Source organism: Spirosoma flavus (genome assembly GCF_054778555.1).
On record NZ_BAAGZL010000001.1, the window covers coordinates 82,067 to 99,374 of the forward strand.

At 49.0% G+C, this 17,308-nt stretch carries 12 protein-coding genes; 5 read left to right on the forward strand and 7 right to left on the reverse strand.

Annotation, left to right across the window (positions count from 1 at the left end):
• Positions 1–26: 26 nt before the first annotated feature.
• Both ACYVF1_RS00315 and uvrA read right to left on the reverse strand, forming a co-directional pair.
• Positions 27–2,411, reverse strand: coding sequence for a sialate O-acetylesterase (locus ACYVF1_RS00315; RefSeq protein ID WP_461074441.1), 2,385 nt, complete (start codon positions 2,409–2,411; stop codon positions 27–29).
• A gap of 121 nt (positions 2,412–2,532) precedes the next feature.
• Complete coding sequence (gene uvrA / locus ACYVF1_RS00320) at positions 2,533–5,418, reverse strand: excinuclease ABC subunit UvrA (RefSeq protein WP_461074443.1); 2,886 nt, start codon at positions 5,416–5,418, stop codon at positions 2,533–2,535.
• Positions 5,419–5,558: 140 nt separating this feature from the next.
• On the opposite strand from uvrA, the gene ACYVF1_RS00325 reads away from it, so the two are divergent.
• Positions 5,559–6,188, forward strand: a complete 630-nt coding sequence (locus ACYVF1_RS00325; protein WP_461074445.1) for an MgtC/SapB family protein — start codon at positions 5,559–5,561, stop codon at positions 6,186–6,188.
• Between the two features lie 39 nt (positions 6,189–6,227).
• Positions 6,228–6,866: a hypothetical protein gene (locus ACYVF1_RS00330; protein ID WP_461074447.1), complete on the forward strand. Its 639-nt coding sequence runs from the start codon at positions 6,228–6,230 to the stop codon at positions 6,864–6,866.
• Between the two features lie 84 nt (positions 6,867–6,950).
• Here the strand turns inward: ACYVF1_RS00330 and ACYVF1_RS00335 are convergent, their stop codons facing one another.
• Together ACYVF1_RS00335 and ACYVF1_RS00340 are read right to left on the reverse strand one after the other, a co-directional pair.
• A complete protein-coding gene (locus ACYVF1_RS00335) occupies positions 6,951–7,826 on the reverse strand; it encodes an SGNH/GDSL hydrolase family protein (protein ID WP_461074449.1) in 876 nt (291 codons plus the stop codon).
• 384 nt (positions 7,827–8,210) lie between these two features.
• Entirely contained in the window at positions 8,211–9,368 is a 1,158-nt protein-coding gene (locus ACYVF1_RS00340) for an SGNH/GDSL hydrolase family protein (protein ID WP_461074451.1), read from the reverse strand.
• A gap of 244 nt (positions 9,369–9,612) precedes the next feature.
• Here ACYVF1_RS00340 and ACYVF1_RS00345 point away from each other — a divergent pair, with 244 nt between their 5' ends.
• From ACYVF1_RS00345 to ACYVF1_RS00355, 3 genes are read left to right on the forward strand one after another with little or no spacing between them, the layout of a single operon-like run.
• Positions 9,613–11,052, forward strand: a complete 1,440-nt coding sequence (locus tag ACYVF1_RS00345; protein ID WP_461074453.1) for an MBOAT family O-acyltransferase — start codon at positions 9,613–9,615, stop codon at positions 11,050–11,052.
• Between the two features lie 11 nt (positions 11,053–11,063).
• Positions 11,064–12,239: an alginate O-acetyltransferase AlgX-related protein gene (locus tag ACYVF1_RS00350; RefSeq protein ID WP_461074455.1), complete on the forward strand. Its 1,176-nt coding sequence runs from the start codon at positions 11,064–11,066 to the stop codon at positions 12,237–12,239.
• Between the two features lie 7 nt (positions 12,240–12,246).
• Positions 12,247–13,347, forward strand: a complete 1,101-nt coding sequence (locus ACYVF1_RS00355; RefSeq protein ID WP_461074457.1) for an alginate O-acetyltransferase AlgX-related protein — start codon at positions 12,247–12,249, stop codon at positions 13,345–13,347.
• A gap of 56 nt (positions 13,348–13,403) precedes the next feature.
• On the opposite strand, the gene ACYVF1_RS00360 is transcribed toward ACYVF1_RS00355, so the two are convergent.
• From ACYVF1_RS00360 to ACYVF1_RS00370, 3 genes are all read right to left on the reverse strand, one after another.
• Positions 13,404–14,210, reverse strand: a complete 807-nt coding sequence (locus ACYVF1_RS00360) for an endonuclease/exonuclease/phosphatase family protein (protein WP_461074459.1) — start codon at positions 14,208–14,210, stop codon at positions 13,404–13,406.
• A 54-nt stretch (positions 14,211–14,264) separates the two neighbouring features.
• Positions 14,265–15,491 carry a purple acid phosphatase family protein gene (locus tag ACYVF1_RS00365; protein WP_461074461.1) on the reverse strand — a complete coding sequence of 409 codons (1,227 nt, stop codon included), beginning with the start codon at positions 15,489–15,491 and terminating at the stop codon, positions 14,265–14,267.
• A gap of 72 nt (positions 15,492–15,563) precedes the next feature.
• On the reverse strand, positions 15,564–17,291 hold the full coding sequence (locus ACYVF1_RS00370; protein WP_461074463.1) for a RagB/SusD family nutrient uptake outer membrane protein: 1,728 nt from the start codon (positions 17,289–17,291) through the stop codon (positions 15,564–15,566).
• Positions 17,292–17,308 lie beyond the last annotated feature (17 nt).

Genomic DNA, 17,308 nt, shown 5'->3' on the forward strand with positions numbered 1-17,308 from the left:
CTACATCATAGTTCATCCCGCTTTTCTCACTTCACCCGCAAATCAACCTGCGAAGTATCGTCTTCGCCATTAGATACGCCGTTGCCCGGCGCTGAATCAGGATCAGAAACGCTGGCGGCAGTGAGCTGAGCCGAACAGAGACCGTACCCAAGCGCAGTTGCACGAGCCCGGAACCGCAGACTGACACTACTCCCAGCAGCAAGGCTACTTACACCACTATTTACCGATCCTCCCGAACCACCAAAATCATCGCCAGGGATGAATGTTAAAACTGGGGGAATATAAGCCGCTACGCTTAGACCCGTAGCTGACTGGCCACCCTGATTGGTGATAACTAGCGTATACGTAACGATTTCGTTCACATTGGGCGTTCGGTTACTAACGCTAAGCTTTAAACTGACGTCAGCCTTGTCGGGAATAGGCGTGGGCTGGTTGCCAATGACACCCGGCAGAGGCACCTGGTTCGGATTGGGTGAAACAAAAACGGCATTACCCGTTTGATACGTCCGGAAGTTTACCGTTGCTACGTCGTCCTGACCATCGCCAATACCTGAATTGGGCTGACTATCAGGATCGGGTGTAGTTGCTTGTGCGACTTCGGCTGCGTTGTAATACGTACCGTCTACAGTTGGTCTGGCTACAAATGAGAGGATCTGCGTGCTTCCGGGATTTATGTTGAACGGGCCACTGGTCAGTACGTTATTGCTGAACGAAAAATCAGACGAAGAAACGAACTCCAGATAATCTGGTAATCGGTCGCGAACGACTACGTTCTGCGCCTGAAGTGGACCGCCATTTTTGGCGAACACGCTGATGGTGACGGGTGTATTTAAGTTGAGCGTACGTTGAGTAATTGCCATTGCCAGACTGACATCGGCATCGACAACTGTAGCGATGCGGAATACATTCGATGGCACGGCAGGTAACGCGGGCGACGATGCAACAACCCGAACCTGAAAACGACCGCTTTGCAGATTACCCGGTAGAGCCACCTGAATTGGGCTGCTGGAACCGCTCCCCAATACGCTGACGAACCGGCCCAGCTCGTCGAGAAGCTGTACCTGCCAGTTATTTCCTCCATTGAACGTACCAAGCGTAGAGAATGATACGCTCAAGGTCGCACCCGGCGCTACGTTCTCGGCTATATTGCCGGTAACGGCGAATTGGGTTGGGGTAATGGGCTGCGCATTTTGAAAAAAGGAATTATCGAGACTATTGTTCCACTGCCGGGCGAAAAGCGATAACCCCATATCGGCGGGTATCGAACCTGGGTTGAGGTAATACTGTGGATGGGGTGAAGGTCGTGTAGAATTTCGAAAGTGTACATCCACATTACCCGCATTCCGGTTCTGAATACCATCATTTTCTGGCCCCGGAAAAACGTTTAGACCACCTGTGCTGATCACTTCGTTTTGTTTCGCAATAACGGAAGGACGCGTTGTGCTACCATCGAATGATACGCGCGCAACCATCCAGGGAATGTTACGGCCGCCAAAATCCTGCCTCGATTTTTGGATTACGTTTATCAAACGATCCTTGTACTGGTCGACGCTGGTAGGGCCACCGGGAAAATCGTATTCTGCTTCGCCCTGATGCCAGAGAATAACACGGGCTCCTGAAACCGACGCGTAATAGCCTAATATGTTTTTTAGGTTCGTATATGGCTGTAAATTAGGCCAGTTTGCGTTGCAGTTGTAGCGGTTGCAGGTCGGTATGCCATTCGCTGTATTTGACCAGTTTTCGGCGGTTGAGCCATCCCATCCGGCTACATAGAAGGCTACTGGAACATTATATCGATTGACGATATAGTCGCCCAATTCACCCCAGCCCCACGAACTTTCGGCCATCGGAAAGATTTTTCGCGTGGCGGTTAATGGCTTAAAATTAGGTACTGGAAAAGGATCGCCTGATGAAAATAGAGGTTGATCGCCAGGAGGGTAATAATGATTAATCGAGTCGATGGCATTAACGCGATCGGTATTACTACCCAGATCATTATCTCCGATACCCAGTCCGCGTGCATTTGACTGACCAGCCGTAATGAAAACTTCGCCAATACCAACCGGCTGAACAGACGCCTGTGCCGTTACGTTATTGCCCACAATGGTACGTACCGTGAGCACGTACCAGCCGCCCGCTCCCGTTACGTAGCCCAGAAAAAGATTGTTTGTTGGATTATTCTGAACAACCTGCCACCCCGTTGCTGCGCCCTGCCCGGCATTAACCGGCGTAAGTTGCGCTTCCACACGGTCAGCATTTCCAGCTAAGCGACCTGATACGTATAACCGACCATTACCATCCAGCCCGCGCTGAACTACCAGCCGGGACATCGGGTGAGAAATTTGAAGCTGAGCGACGGCCAGCATCGGGAAGCTGACCAAGAACACAATCCACTTTATATATGACGACATGAGCAACGAGGAATCTCATCGCGAAAATAGCAGGAAAGTTGGTGGTAACGTAATACGGGAAGAAACCCACCGTTTTAGCGCCTAAAACAGTGGGTTTCTTCCCGTATTACGTTACTCAAAATTATACCTTTCCCTTCAGGTACTCCGCTGTGTAGTTGCCGTCGGTCAATTTCACCATTTCTTCGGGTGTGCCCGTAAACGTTATGTAGCCGCCCGTTTCGCCACCTTCCGGACCAAGGTCAATGATGTGGTCAGCGTTTTTGATCACCTCCATATTGTGTTCGATGATAATTACCGAATCACCCTGATCGACTAAGGCGTTAATCGCGGCCAGCAACTTACGAATGTCGTGGAAGTGAAGACCAGTAGTTGGTTCGTCGAAGATGAACAGTGTACTGCCTTTGTTCGGATTGCCTTTGCCAAGAAACGACGCTAGTTTTACCCGTTGCGCTTCGCCCCCCGACAACGTATTGGCCGATTGCCCCATGCCGATGTACCCTAAGCCTACATCCTGCAACGGTTGCAGTTTATCGGCCATTTTGGGCTCAATCTTGCGGAAAAACGTAATGGCTTCATCGACGGTCATGTCCAGAATATCCGATACGTTCTTGTCGTGCAACGTAACTTCCAGAATTTCCTGTTTGAAACGCTTGCCGTTACAGCCTTCGCATTTGAGATAAATGTCGGCCATAAACTGCATCTCGATCTTCACCTCGCCTTCGCCCTGACAAACTTCGCAACGACCGCCGTCGACGTTGAACGAGAAGTGGCTTGGTTTGTAACCGCGCGCTTTGGATACCGGCTGATCGGCCATGACCTGCCGCAAATAATCGTATGCTTTGATATACGTAACCGGATTCGAACGGCTCGATTTACCAATCGGGTTCTGATCGATCATTTCAATGGCCGCAATTCGGTTGAGGGAACCGTCCAGACTATCGTATTTCCCCGCTTCTTCGGACGATTCGCCCTTTTGACGCATCAGCGCTGGATACAATACTTTCCGAATCAGTGTACTCTTACCCGAACCGGAAACGCCCGTAACGACGGTTAACGTATTGAGCGGAAAACGCACGTCCACGTTTTTGAGGTTGTTTTCCCGAGCGCCTTTCAGCTCAATAAAATTAGTGGCTTTTCGACGGAATGCCGGTACAGGCACCGTCTCGCGACCCGTTAAAAAGTCAAGCGTATGAGAGGGCGAATGGGGTTGAATGGCGTCTTCACCTTCTGCCCATTGCTCACTGCCCTCTGCAATTTCGCCCCATGTACCCTGGAAAACGAGATGACCACCCAGCGAACCAGCGTCGGGGCCGATGTCGATGAGTTGGTCGGCGGCTCGCATGACTTCTTCTTCGTGCTCCACAACAATCACCGTGTTGCCCATGTCACGTAGCGATTCCAGCACACTAACCAGCCGCTTCGTATCGCGAGGGTGCAGCCCAATACTGGGTTCATCCAGAATATACATCGAACCAACCAGCGCCGATCCCAGCGACGTAGCGAGTTTAATACGCTGGTATTCTCCTCCCGAAAGCGTGTTCGTGAGCCGATTCAGAGTCAGATAACCCAGCCCAACCCGCTCCATATAATCCAGTCGATTACGAATTTCGATGAGAATTCGGTTCGCCACCTGCTGCTGCGATTCGGGCAATGTCAAATCCCGGAAGAACGTAGTGGCGTGGGTAATCGGCATCAGCACCAGATCGGTGATCGACTTTCCGCCAACTTTTACGTAGCTGGCGTCTTTACGCAGGCGCGACCCCCGGCACTCTGGGCACGTAGTACGCCCCCGATAGCGCGATAACATGACCCGGTACTGAACCTTAAAGGTCTGACTTTCAACGAAGTTAAAGAAGCCGTTTAACCCGTCGAAATATTTATTGCCTGTCCAGAGAAGTTCCTGTTCGGCGGGGGTTAAATCTTTATAAGGCCGATGAATCGGGAAGTCGAAGCGGATGCCATTTTTCAACAGTGGCTTCAGAAACTCTTCGCTCATTTTTTCGCTTCGCCAAGGCGCAATGGCTCCTTCGAAAACTGACAGATTTTTGTCGGGAATGACCAAATCCGGGTCAATACCGATGACTTTGCCAAATCCGTCGCAACGTCGGCAGGCACCGTAGGGGTTATTGAACGTAAAGAGGTTCACGCTAGGCTCCTCGAACGCAATGCCGTCCAGTTCAAATTTATCGGAGAAAACGCGTGACTCGCGACCAACAATGTCGATTCGGCACGTGCCATCACCTTCGCTGAAAGCCGTTTGTACGGAATCCGAAAAACGATACTGATTGTCTTCATCGGGATTTCCATCAGCGTCGTACAAAACCGTGCCTCGGTCAACCAGGATTTCCAGATCGTCAGTTGACAGTTGTTCCGGATTCGCTTCCAGTACGTCTTCAATCTGACGAACTTCGCCATTGGCCACGATACGTGTGTAACCCTTCTGGAGCAGAATATTCAACTCGTAAGCGAGCGTACGATCTTCGCGGATACGTAGCGGAGCCATGATCATGACGCGCTGGCCCGCTTCGAAGCCGTACATGAAATTCACTACGTCGGTAACAGTATCTTTCTTGACTTCCTGACCCGAAATGGGCGAATACGTAGTGCCCACCCTGGCGAAGAGCAGTTTCAGGTAGTCATAAATTTCGGTCGACGTTCCAACGGTTGAGCGGGGATTCCGGGTCGATACTTTTTGTTCGATGGCAATGGCCGGCGATACACCCTTGATGTATTCAACTTCCGGCTTTTCCATCCGGCCCAGAAACTGCCGGGCGTAGCTGCTCAGGCTTTCGACGTACATGCGCTGCCCTTCGGCAAACAACGTATCGAACGCCAGCGACGATTTGCCCGAACCCGACAGACCAGTCAGGACAACCAGTTGATTGCGAGGGATGGCTACGTCAATTCCTTTAAGATTATGTACTTTCGCCCCTTTAATGATGATAAACTGTTTGGGGTCGAGCTGGTCAATGGTATTCCGGTTATCGGTTTCCGGTAGCTGAGTCATTCGGTATCAAATGAGGGTAAACTCTATTAATTTTTAACGGTTTATTGCTCAATATGGTTTCTCTAAATGGTGATTCTTATGGGCTTCGCCGAAGCCTCACGCAACGGGACGTAGTGATTTATCGTATTGGTAGTAACTAGATGAGTTTTGCGGTAGAAGACATTATTCGCCTGGGTCTGGCACTGGTGTTGGGTGGGCTGATCGGCGCCGAGCGTGAGTATCATGGCAAGGCGGCTGGTTTTCGTACCATGATTATGATTTGCGTTGGTTCAGCCCTGTTTACGCTGATTTCAGGACGCTTGAGTGGAGCCGGTGATCGTGTAGCCGCCAACATCGTGAATGGTATTGGTTTTTTAGGCGCAGGGATCATTTTCAAGGAAGAGAATCGGGTGCGGGGACTAACAACGGCTGCAACGATTTGGTCGGTGTCGGCGTTGGGTATGTGTATAGGCGGAGGCCAATACGACATTGCGTTGATTGGATTTGCCCTGATTATGGGCTCGCTTTTTCTGCTGACAGGTTTATCAGAACGCATCAGCGAATTGAACCAGGCGCGGGATTATAAGATTGTCAGTACGTATGACGACAAACCTTATAACCATTATGAAAAAGTATTTGAAAAATGCGGTCTGTCACCTTCCCGAACTCGGCAACAACGGGTTGGTAATGAAATGATTGGCTACTGGCGTGTGCGTGGGTCAGAGAAGAATCATGAAAAATGCGTTAAACAATTGTTAAGCGACCCTGACATAAAAGAATTCACCTTTTGATTCGTTAATTAGTAAATAAATTCTTTTGAAAAGACTGAAATGAAACATATCCACAAATTGCTGTTTATCACGGCTTTGTTAAGCAGCAGTATGGCTTTTGGACAGCTTACTGAAGACCCCGATGATCGAAAAGACCAGGGCCGAGACCCACTTAGAACCCAAACTCCCGAAGGCCGCCCGTTACCATTTGGCCAGCGGCTTCGGTTTGGTGGTGGCATCAGCAATATTCGTTTGGGCAATCCATTTAGTATAGGTGTTTCGCCAGTGATTGCCTATCAAGCTACCGAACGTATGCTGATTGGTGTTGGTGGTACGTACAACTACACGCGCTATAAGGCAGTAACGAACACCGGCGTTACCGTGCCTTATCTAACGTATAATCAATTTGGTGGACGTGGGTTTGTAATGTACGAATTCATTCCGTCAATTCTGCCCAACCTGTATTTACACGGTGAACTGGAAAACACGACCATCCAGCAAATCGAAAATCAGAATAATGACCGAACAACCAGCTATGGGTTAACTGCTCCGCTGGTTGGCGTTACGTACTCGCAACCAATCACACGTCGATTTGGGGTCAACTTGACCGCTTTGTACAATTTGAATTACAACGATAATTCAGGTATTGCCCGTCAGGTGTACGGTAGTCCGTTTGTGCTACGTATCTCGTTCTTCTAAACGTAACGCGGCTGACCGCCTGTGTTACGTAAATAAAAAGGCGCATCTTCAACGGATGCGCCTTTTTGTTTGAAGATTAGTACGTTAAGGAATTTTCTCGATAATCCGATCGGCGATTTCCTTCATCCCTGCGTCATTGGGGTGAGCTGCTACGCCAGGGTCGGCGTATTCCATACCGGCAAAGTACTGGCTTTTCCCAACCATATATCTCAAATCGACTAGTGGGTAGCCTTTTTCATTCGTCACTTTGCGGATAATGGCATCGGTATTGGGTCTATCCCAGACGCTGGTTGTGCAAATGATTTTTACCGGTTGCGACGGGTTCAGGCTGGCCAGCCGCTCCAGCAATCTTCGGAAATTGCCTTCAAAATCACGAGTGCCATTGACCTGTCCATCGTCGACGTTTTCGCCGATACGAACAATAATCAGATCGGGTTGAGTTTGCTGAACGGGCTGATTGAACTGATCGATGCTGTAATCAGCATTGCCGAAGAATCGCTCAAAATCACCGCCTGTCTGGAGAATAAATTCAGCGCTGGAATCCAGTGTTTTTAAATAGGCGGTCACCAGGTGTACGAAATCTTTATCAGGCGCCGAAGCCGCCATACCGTTGCTGTTATACCAACCTAACATCGGAGCCGGACCATGCGCCATGATACTATTTCCAATGACCATCATTCGTTTGAAGGATGGCTTAAAGTTACCGCGGGCCGTTGGCGACACCTGTTGATTGAGACGGGTACGGGCCAATATATCGGTTGAACCAAGGATGGATGAAGTCTCATTACCAGCCGTCCAGCTTTGTCCATTATTCGTTGAATATTCCAGGACAGCACCCGTGGGCAGGGATGAGGCACTGACATTAACTTTATTGCCGTATGGCACTACGCCATTCTGGGGGCTGAACGAAGGAGTCGGTAAATTCTGAGGTTGTGGTGGAGGAACCGTTCCTTTGGGCAAACGCCTTATCGTGATCAGAACGCAACCAGGGGCACAGCCAGGAGGTGTAGTTTGGGCATAGCTACTGGATTGTAGTCCAATGCAGAAAAGCCCTACAAGGACATACCACGTAGATAAACGATTGAGCTTTAAGATGTTTTTGAGTTCGTTCACCACAACAGATTGTATGATCAGCTAAAATAGCCCTCCAAAATTGTGCCAAGAATCTGGTAACAAAGAGGTAACGACTAGCCTTATCTTATGACGTTGGAAAACCTGATAAGGCACATGAATTAACAAGAAAATATTCGTTCATGTGGGTTATTGCGTAATTATCAGGTAGTCAGTTGTTTAAGGATCTAGCGGGAATGAAACAGCGGAAAAAATAGAGAATTTCATTTGTAATTAAGGGCATCCCGATTCAGTTAAACCCTGAATTTTAGACCAGATCATATTTGCAATAACCTGCATACCCGCGTCATTCGGATGTTCGGCCACCCCCTTATCTTTATATTGGGTTGCAAAATATTGGGTCTGACCCACAATGCAATCCAGGTCAACCAGTGAGTATCCTTTCTCAGTAACAACTTTCCGAACTATAGGATCAGACCGGTTTTGCCACCAGACGCTGGTCGTGCAAACTATCCGAACAGGTTGTCCGTAATTCAACAAATCGAGTAATTCCCGATAATATTTATCAAAATTTCGACTTAACACTTCTGACTGATCAACGTTTTCGCCGATACGGACAACAATCAGATCGGGCTTGTACTGTTGTAGTGCATCCGATAATTCCTGAGAACTATAGCCAGACGTCGAATAATACCGCTCAAAATCGCCACCCGATTGAAGTCGATACGTCATGGCTGGGTTAAGCGCCTGCAAACGAGCCGCCAGCAGATGCACAAAATCTTTTTCGGGAGCCGAGGCTGCCATACCGTTGGTGTTGAGCCAGCCGCGGGTCGGATCGGGCTGGTGCAACATGATACTGTTGCCGATAATCAACATCCGCTCGTAGTAAACATTGAACTGAGCCGAACTAACCGGCGAAACTTTTTTCCCTGAACGTAGCCGAGCGAAAATTTTTGCGCCTTTTGTGAGATTCAATTGCTGACCTGTAACCCACGTATCACCATTGTCGACGCTATACTCAATTAGGGCTCCATTCGGTATAATAGTAGCCGATATACGGACTGCTGCACTCTGGCGAAAATTGCCGCCGTTGGGCGAGAAAGTGGGTGCTGGTACGTTAAGCGTATCTAAAGGAGCCTGATTGTTCGGATTCGTGGTCGTTGAACCGGGTGAGGTTGTGGTCGTACCGGGCGACGTAGTGGTGTTGCTGCCAGGTGAGGACGTAGCGTTTCCGGGCGACGTAGTAGTGGTGCCAGGATCGGTAGAGCAGGGGCAGGGATTGGTTGAGCTGGAAGGTTTGGTAACAGTCGGTCCGACTTCGGCGGTGTAATCTTTGCCGCAGCCAATGGCAATCAGAATAACAGCTAAAACGTAGCCGAACAAGCTAAACACGCCAGCCAGCGGGTGTGAACGTCTCTGCTGATTATTCATCTATACGTTATTTAAAAGTTGAGCATCTTGTGAAAGTAAGCAAAAATACGTCTGTTTGACGTTTTAAGGCACTTTATCCGGTAAAGTTTACGTAAAAAATTACACTATGGATTCCACGGAAGTCATTACCGATCAGTAAAACTTTATCGGTCCTACTAGCCACAGCTAGAGCCTAATACGACAGACTGAGATTCTATGTGGCACAAAACACGTATTTTTGTGATCATCTTTCCGCCAAAGCACTATGCTGTTTAGCTCAGCAATCTTTTTATTTCTCTACTTACCCTCTTTCCTGCTCGTTTATTACGTATTACCCAAACAATGGCACAATGCCTTTTTGTTTGCGGCCAGTCTCGTTTTTTACGCATGGGGCGAAGGACCGGTAGTGTTAATCCTGCTGCTCTCGGCATTTATCAACTACGTAGCAGGCCGATTGATTGAGCAGGGAAAGCGGAAATCAGGTTTATGGCTTTCGCTGATTGGTAGCTTATCGTTGCTCTTTTACTTTAAATACACCAACTTTTTTGTCGATTCGGTACGTGGTTTTGCTGAAGCGTTTACCTTGCCCATTACCGATAGCTTAACACTGGGTCAGATTGCGCTGCCCATCGGAATCAGTTTTTACACCTTTCAGGGCATTTCCTATACACTTGATATTTACTGGGGACGTATTAAAGCCAACAAAAGCTTTATCGATTACGCAACCTACGTAGCAATGTTCCCTCACCAGATTGCCGGCCCCATTGTTCGCTACGCCGACATTGCTCCCGAATTAGCCGAACGTAGTACGACCATCGAAAAATTTGGCATTGGCGCCGAGCGATTTATTCTGGGACTAGCCAAGAAAGTGTTGCTGGCCAATACATTCGCCAGTCTGGCCGATACTATTTTCACCGCTCCGCCCGATAGCTACCCAACCGCAACGGCCTGGCTCGGTATTATCGCGTATTCGCTTCAGATTTATTTCGACTTCTCGGGTTACTCCGACATGGCGATTGGCCTGGGGAAAATGGTCGGTTTCGATTTTAAAGAGAATTTCAATTACCCCTACATTTCCCGTTCGATACAGGATTTCTGGCGTCGCTGGCACATCTCGCTGTCGAGCTGGTTCCGCGATTACGTATATATTCCGTTAGGCGGCAACCGGGGAAGCAAAGCCCGAACGTATCGCAACCTGCTGATTGTCTTTTTCGTAACCGGGCTCTGGCACGGCGCCAGCTGGAATTTTATTTTCTGGGGATTGTATCACGGTTTCTTTCTTTTGATTGAACGGATGGGCTTGGGCAAGCGGCTGGAACGGATCTGGGCACCGATTGCTCACGCGTATACATTGCTGGTGGTGCTGATTGGTTGGGTGTTTTTCCGTGTGGAGACATTTGGCGCTGGCGTTACGTATCTGAAGAAAATGTTCGGTTTATCGGCCTCCGCTACGTCGGCTATTGCCTACCCGCCTTCGTATTTTATTAATGCCGAGCTGCTCGTTACGTTGCTGTTGGGTATTGTTTTCGCAACGCCGGTTTTTCCGATGTTTCAGCGTTGGTGGGAGCGTCTAATGGCGCGGTTGTCGTCGACACGTTTTCTGTTCGACTCCGCGTACGTAGTGGGTTTATTTGGATTATTTGTGCTGGCGGTGATGTACCTGGCTGCCGATACGTATAATCCGTTTATTTATTTCCGATTTTAATCGCCTGGCAGATGAATCATAAAACATCGACCGAAGCAAACGTTCAGGCGAGTCAACCCGACAGCGCAGGCTCTCGGATGAAACGCTACAAAGCCGTTTTGGTGAGCGTAGGATTTGCCATACTGCTCATCCTGCCCACACTCGACCAACTGTTAAATTTGTCGGCTGGCTTCAAGAGCACTGAAAAGCGTATTCTGGCGCCGTTTCCTACGTTTACGTTTCCGCACGTACAAACCTTCATCGCTCAGTTTGGTCAATATTATAAAGAGAATTTTGGCTGGCGGAATGCCCTGTTTTACCAGTACAGCCAGTGGAAATACCGTGCATTAGGTGCGTCGCCACTACCCGAAAAAGTGGTGATGGGCAAAAACGGCTGGTTTTATCCGGGAAATAGTGTTGGAAAGATCGTTGATCAGCACCGGGGAATTGATATTATACGGCCTGATACGTTGGCCTCAATAGTCCGTAATCTGACTCAGCTTCAGCAGCAACTGGCGTCTCAGGGTGCAAAACTCTACGTTTTGGTGGCCCCGGATTCGTACACAATTTATCCCGAGAACGCGCCCGACAACCTGCAACTAAAGCCGCAAACGTCGAACTTCGACCGGTTCAAAGCGTATATGGCTCAGCACACGAGCATTCCGGTGGTCGATGTGCGTGATTCACTACGTGCCGCCAAAAGTGAGCGGGTTATTTATTGCCAGACCGATACGCACTGGAACGACTATGGTTCTATGATCGCGTCGTTAGGGCTGGCTGAGCGCGTTCGTCAGGATTTCCCCAAAATGCCCAAACCGACACGTAGCGATTACAGCGTAACACCTTTTAAAGGAGCGGGTGGCGATTTAGTGACAATGATTGCGCTGAATCAGCAGTTTATCGATTCGGTTAGCTATAAAGTGGTTCCCGCGCCTTACCTGCGCACTCGCCAAACCGAAACCACCGAAAACATCGAAGTTGGTTTGCCCACACAGCGGTTCGTCAGCAAGAATAGCGACGCACCCAAAATGCTGCTGATTGGCGATTCATTCAGTTTTTCGATGAATCAGTTTATACCGGGTTATTTCCGGGAGTCCTACATCGTGCGCACCCATCACTTCGACCGCAAATTGCTCGAGAAGGAGCGGCCTAACGTAGTGGTTTTGGAAATTGTTGAACGTAACATTGGCATGCTAGGGCAGCTATAACGATACGATGAATAAAACCCGAACACGTATCATTGCTTTCGTATTTGCCTGTCTGTTAATTCTGCCGGCACTCGATCAGCTATTTGGCTTGTCAAACCGTTTCACCAGCACCGAAAATCGCGCCATCAGCAACCGGCCGGCTTTGCATTTTCCGCACGTCCGCACGTTTGTCAAGCAATTTGATCAGTATTACAAAGAGAATTTTGGCTGGCGGAACGCCTTGTTCTACGTCTACAGTCGATGGAAATTCAAAATATTGGGTGAATCGCCCTTGCCCGAAAAAGTGGTGGTGGGCAAAAACGGCTGGTTTTACCTCGGAAACAGCTACAATCGGGTTGTCGATCAGCACCGGGGAATCTACCCCCTTTCGGCCGATTCGGCACGTATCATTGCTGATCATCTTACACAGCGGCAGCAGGAATTGGCACGTAGTGGCATTAAGTTATACGTATTAATTGCTCCCGATTCGCATTCGATTTATCCCGAAAACCTGCCCGATCACTTACAGCCAAGCCCAAACCCATCTCGTCTGGACGTATTGCGGAAGGCGATGGAATCCACTACGTTGCCGTTTCTGGATATCCGTGATACGTTGCGAGCTGCCAAAAGTGGACATATCGTCTACAATCAGACCGATACGCATTGGAATGATTACGGTACGTTGGTCGGTTGCGCGGCCCTGCTTGATCGAATCCGGCAGGATTTTCCGTCGATGCCGCCGGTACGTTTGGCTGATTATAAAATTGAGCAGCAACGGGGTGGGGGAGGTGATTTAGTTACGATGCTGACGCTTCAGCAGGAAATCAAAGACCCTGTCTTTTATTACATTACGTTTCCTGAAGAACTGGAAGGCCGCCAACTAGCTACAGTGCCCAACGAACGATTCGGCTATGCGTCAACTCGAATTGCCGGTTCCGGCACCAACCGACTTCTGCTGATTGGCGATTCGTTCAGCCACAGCATGATGCACTACATGCCGGGCTATTTCAAGGAATCATTCTTCATGCGCGACGACCGCCTGGAACCCTCCGTTCTGAAAGCCGAACGACCCGATATTGTCGTACTTGAAGTTGTTGAACGTAACATCAGCAAACTCGCTACATTCTAAAAAAGCAAAAGCCCGAATAGTCAAAACCATTCGGGCCATGTTCACCTTTAGCAATATTATTTCATTGTCAAATCGACCACAACTGGTAAGTGGTCGGATGCGTATTGCTCGTCGATGACGCGTGTCGATACGTTCTCAAACGCATCGCCTGACTTATACATCACGAAATCAATGGTGCGGTTTGGATTTTTGACTGGGATGGTAAAACCGCATTCCTGGCAGCTCCGTACAAACGTTTCATCGAAGTACTGCATAACCTTGCTTTCAGGTAGGGCGTTAAAATCACCTGCCAGAATCATCGGAAGCTTTGAGTCGCCGAAATGTTTGACAATCAATTCAGATTGAATGGTTCGGTTTTCTTCCTTTAGATCCAGGTGGGTGCTGGCGAAAACGATTTTCTTTCCTTTGGCTACGTCGATAGTAATGGCCGCAATGGTTCGGATTTCGCCACCAATAGCCGGATCGACGGGCAATGTGTAGCGAACACTTTCCAAAATTGGAAAACGAGAAAGGACCGCTACACCATAATCGCCACCCTGATGATCAATGGCTTTTGAAAAGAAATAATGCATTCCCGTCAGTCGCGCCAACTCTTTCGCCTGATCGACGCCTTTCCCCGAACGCTCCGTATTCACATCGACTTCCTGCAAGGCCACCAAATCGGGTTTTTCCTGATTAATAACGCGGGCAATCGCATCGACCTCAATGTTGTTTCCAGCCGATGGCGGGTTGCAGTGGTGAATATTATACGTCATCACCCGTAGTTTCGCCGGTTTTGGGCTGAGCAACGTAGCAGGACGTACTGGGCCTTTGTAGGCATACGTAGTGAAGGAAATCAAGAAAAAGAAAATTAGATGTTTCATAAAGTAACGCGGACATGTTGTCCGCTATGTTAACCTGCGGACAACATGTCCGCGTTACGTTCGTGCCTTTTTAGGAATGGTGTATTTACCGACTACCTCTCCGTCATCACGTATCATTTTAAGATTCAGCTCTTTCGACGTAGCGTGTAGTTTAATCAGCGTACGGTTGCCTTCGAGTGGGCCACCGCCTATCACGATGGGGTAGTTGTGCGTTGCATCGGCGTCGTGCGTAGCGTACCGGTGCGTGTGGCCCGAAATCTGGATGTCAATTTTGCCTTTGTTCAGCAGTGGGCCGAATACTTTCTGGCAGTGCATCGGTCCATGCCAATCGCCTGAATGATAAGGCGAAATATGAATCAGCACAACGCGGAAAGGCGCTTTCTTAAACTCAGAACTTTCAATTTCTTTTTCCAGCCACTTGCTTTGCGTTTCGCGATAACGGTCGAAAGCGGACAGTCCGCCGTATTCAACGCTATCGTCAGTTTTGTCTTCGCCCGAGTCAAGTATCACGAAACGTACCGGTCCGCGTGTGAAAGCGTAGTAGTATTTCTGATCCGGGTAAGCGTAGTAAGCCGGAATGTGCCGGGCGAAACTGCCCCGGCATTCGTGGTTGCCTTGCGTCAGAATAAACGGCATCTCCGTCGCGAAAATATCGACGGTCGGTTTTATTAGATGGTCGACCATCTGTTGCTCTTCCGTTACGTAGTCGAAGCAGTCGCCGTTGAACACCACAAAATCATAATCGCGCTTGTTGCCCGTATAGCCGTGGCGGTAAAGCATTTGCGGAATGATCTGCGGCCGGTCGTGAATGTCGTTGAAAATGACCAGTTTGAACCCCTCCTCATTCTCGGCTGGCGTTTTAAAACCGTAAAGAGGACTGCTGATGGTTTCGCCAAACTCCACTTTCGACGCCTTGTATCCTAAAACTTCCGTCGAAACGATTTTGTATTTGTGATTCGTACCCGGTTTCAGGCCGGTCAGCGTGATTTTGTTGATGCGGTTGTTCGCTTCGATGAGGCCGTTTGTGTAGCCAAATTCACGTTTGCTGGTAAAGTTACCGTCACCATATTCAACCCAACTAAAACAGTTTTTGTGGGTAATCCACATGATGGTAACTTCATTGATGCCTATATTCTGTAGATAAGGACCTACCACGAAATGATTTTTCTCGTCGGCCAGTGCCGACGAGGCTGGTTCGGCCAACGTAGCAGAAGCCGGAAGCAAACTAAGTGCCCCCAACTGCGACATTTTTTCAAGAAACGACCTTCTGTCTGATAACATATAGTATTGGAAGGGTTTAGGAAGTATGGGCCAAGCCGCTACGGCGGACCGTTCCAGCTTGGCCCATACGTCTTACCAGTTCGGATTCTGCTTCAGATTTGTATTCAGCAGTAGCTCCTGTGTTGGAATCGGATAAAGGTAATCGCGGGATTCGTTGAACTTCTTGTTAATGTGCGAATTGACTATGATGTTACCACCTTTGTTACCGTTCTCCAGCAAAATTTCGCTGCCTAGCTTAAGCACCTGCGCACCGGCAACGGTCGGTTTGGTTCCTTCGTAAATAACCAGATCAACTTTGCCGTTCTTGTCCAGATCGTAGCTGCCGGGGCCGGGGAAATACATGCCCTTGAAGACTTTGGTCAGCAGTTGACCTTCTTTCCAGCGGATGAGATCGTCCCAGCGGAAGAAGTTTTCCATGACCAGTTCGATACGTCGCTCCCGACGGATTTCCAGAATAACGCCCGTATTACTGCCGCTCAACTGCGTGTATTGCTGTGCCTGATACGGATCCGGGTTGGCGTTGGCAGCCGCCATGTTGATGTTCGGCATACCCACCCGATCGCGGGTAAGTTTGGTCGAGATGTCGAGGTCGGCTTGCGTTAACGTACCACGTTCGGCTTTAGCTTCGGCGTAGTTCATCAGCACTTCGGCGTACCGGAAAATTGGCATGTCGGTAATATCCTTGCTGAACGTATCCCATTTCGGTGCCGACACGAATTTGATGAGCTGATAGCCCGTAACCGTCGCGCCAAATTCCGGCACTAGCGGAGTCGTTTCGCCAATACGTGTATAGCCCGGCGTGCGTATCGTTTGCGACAGACGCGGATCGCGGTTTTGTACTTCTTCCGCAAACTGCATGGTTTCGTAACCTTTGATATCCGTAAAGCGCGTACCATCGGCCATCAAATAGCTGTTTACCAATTTCTTTTCAAGACCGGGTTTACCATACGATGCCGTCATGGTGTAATAGTTCAGGTTGTGATAGACCTGCAATTCGTCACTAAAATCACGGGCCAGAATTACCTCGTCCGGAATGGCGTTATCTGATGAAAACAACTTCATGTAAGCCGTCGAAGGTGTGGCTTTGTAAATGGTATAGCCACTGTTTTTCATCAGATTGTCAGATGCTTCAATGCTGGCGTCCAGAAATTTATTGGCGTCAGGAAGGCTATATTCAGGATGATACTTCCGGAACGTACCTTCATACAGACCAATCCGGGATTTCAGCGCGAGCGCCGTCCATTTCGTAATCGTATTAACCTGCCGCGATGCATCCAACGTGGCAATGGCGTTATTCACATCGGCCATTACCGAGTCCATTACCATCGTACGTGGGTCGCGGGCTTTGGTCAGCAGGGCGTCGTCCGATACCTCAATGGTACCGCTATACCAGGGTACATCGCCGAAACGCTTTACCATGCCGAAATAAAAATAAGCCCGGAAAAATTTCGCCAGCCCGTTGTATTTCGCAACTGCCTTTTTATCGGGGCATTTGTTCGAATTGGCCAGAAAATAGTTGATGTTACGTAGCGTTCCCCAACCCCAGCCGCCACCGCTGGTCGGCACCACGCGCGTGCCCTGTAATTCGTCGCGAAGGCTGTTTTTCACTACGTTGTCTACGTCTTCGTTATACACATCCTCGGCCGATGGAAGAGCGTTGTAGAACGAGTTCGTATACAAAAGAAGATCATTCTCGGTCTTGAAAAAGGTTTCGGGCGAGATGGCATCCTCGGGCAATCGGTTCAGATCGCACGAAACCAAACCGATTGCGATGGCTATAAAACTGATTATTTTTTTCATCTGATTTCGAATTGAAG

Bases quoted from the DNA above. Each gene is read 5' to 3' on its own strand.
- ACYVF1_RS00365 (WP_461074461.1), bottom strand. From the start codon at position 15,491: ATGTTATCAGACAGAAGGTCGTTTCTTGAAAAAATGTCGCAGTTGGGG.
- ACYVF1_RS00345 (WP_461074453.1), top strand. From the start codon at position 9,613: ATGCTGTTTAGCTCAGCAATCTTTTTATTTCTCTACTTACCCTCTTTC.
- ACYVF1_RS00370 (WP_461074463.1), bottom strand. From the start codon at position 17,291: ATGAAAAAAATAATCAGTTTTATAGCCATCGCAATCGGTTTGGTTTCG.
- ACYVF1_RS00350 (WP_461074455.1), top strand. From the start codon at position 11,064: ATGAATCATAAAACATCGACCGAAGCAAACGTTCAGGCGAGTCAACCC.
- ACYVF1_RS00315 (WP_461074441.1), bottom strand. From the start codon at position 2,411: ATGTCGTCATATATAAAGTGGATTGTGTTCTTGGTCAGCTTCCCGATG.
- uvrA (WP_461074443.1), bottom strand. From the start codon at position 5,418: ATGACTCAGCTACCGGAAACCGATAACCGGAATACCATTGACCAGCTC.
- ACYVF1_RS00325 (WP_461074445.1), top strand. From the start codon at position 5,559: ATGAGTTTTGCGGTAGAAGACATTATTCGCCTGGGTCTGGCACTGGTG.
- ACYVF1_RS00330 (WP_461074447.1), top strand. From the start codon at position 6,228: ATGAAACATATCCACAAATTGCTGTTTATCACGGCTTTGTTAAGCAGC.
- ACYVF1_RS00355 (WP_461074457.1), top strand. From the start codon at position 12,247: ATGAATAAAACCCGAACACGTATCATTGCTTTCGTATTTGCCTGTCTG.
- ACYVF1_RS00360 (WP_461074459.1), bottom strand. From the start codon at position 14,210: ATGAAACATCTAATTTTCTTTTTCTTGATTTCCTTCACTACGTATGCC.
- ACYVF1_RS00340 (WP_461074451.1), bottom strand. From the start codon at position 9,368: ATGAATAATCAGCAGAGACGTTCACACCCGCTGGCTGGCGTGTTTAGC.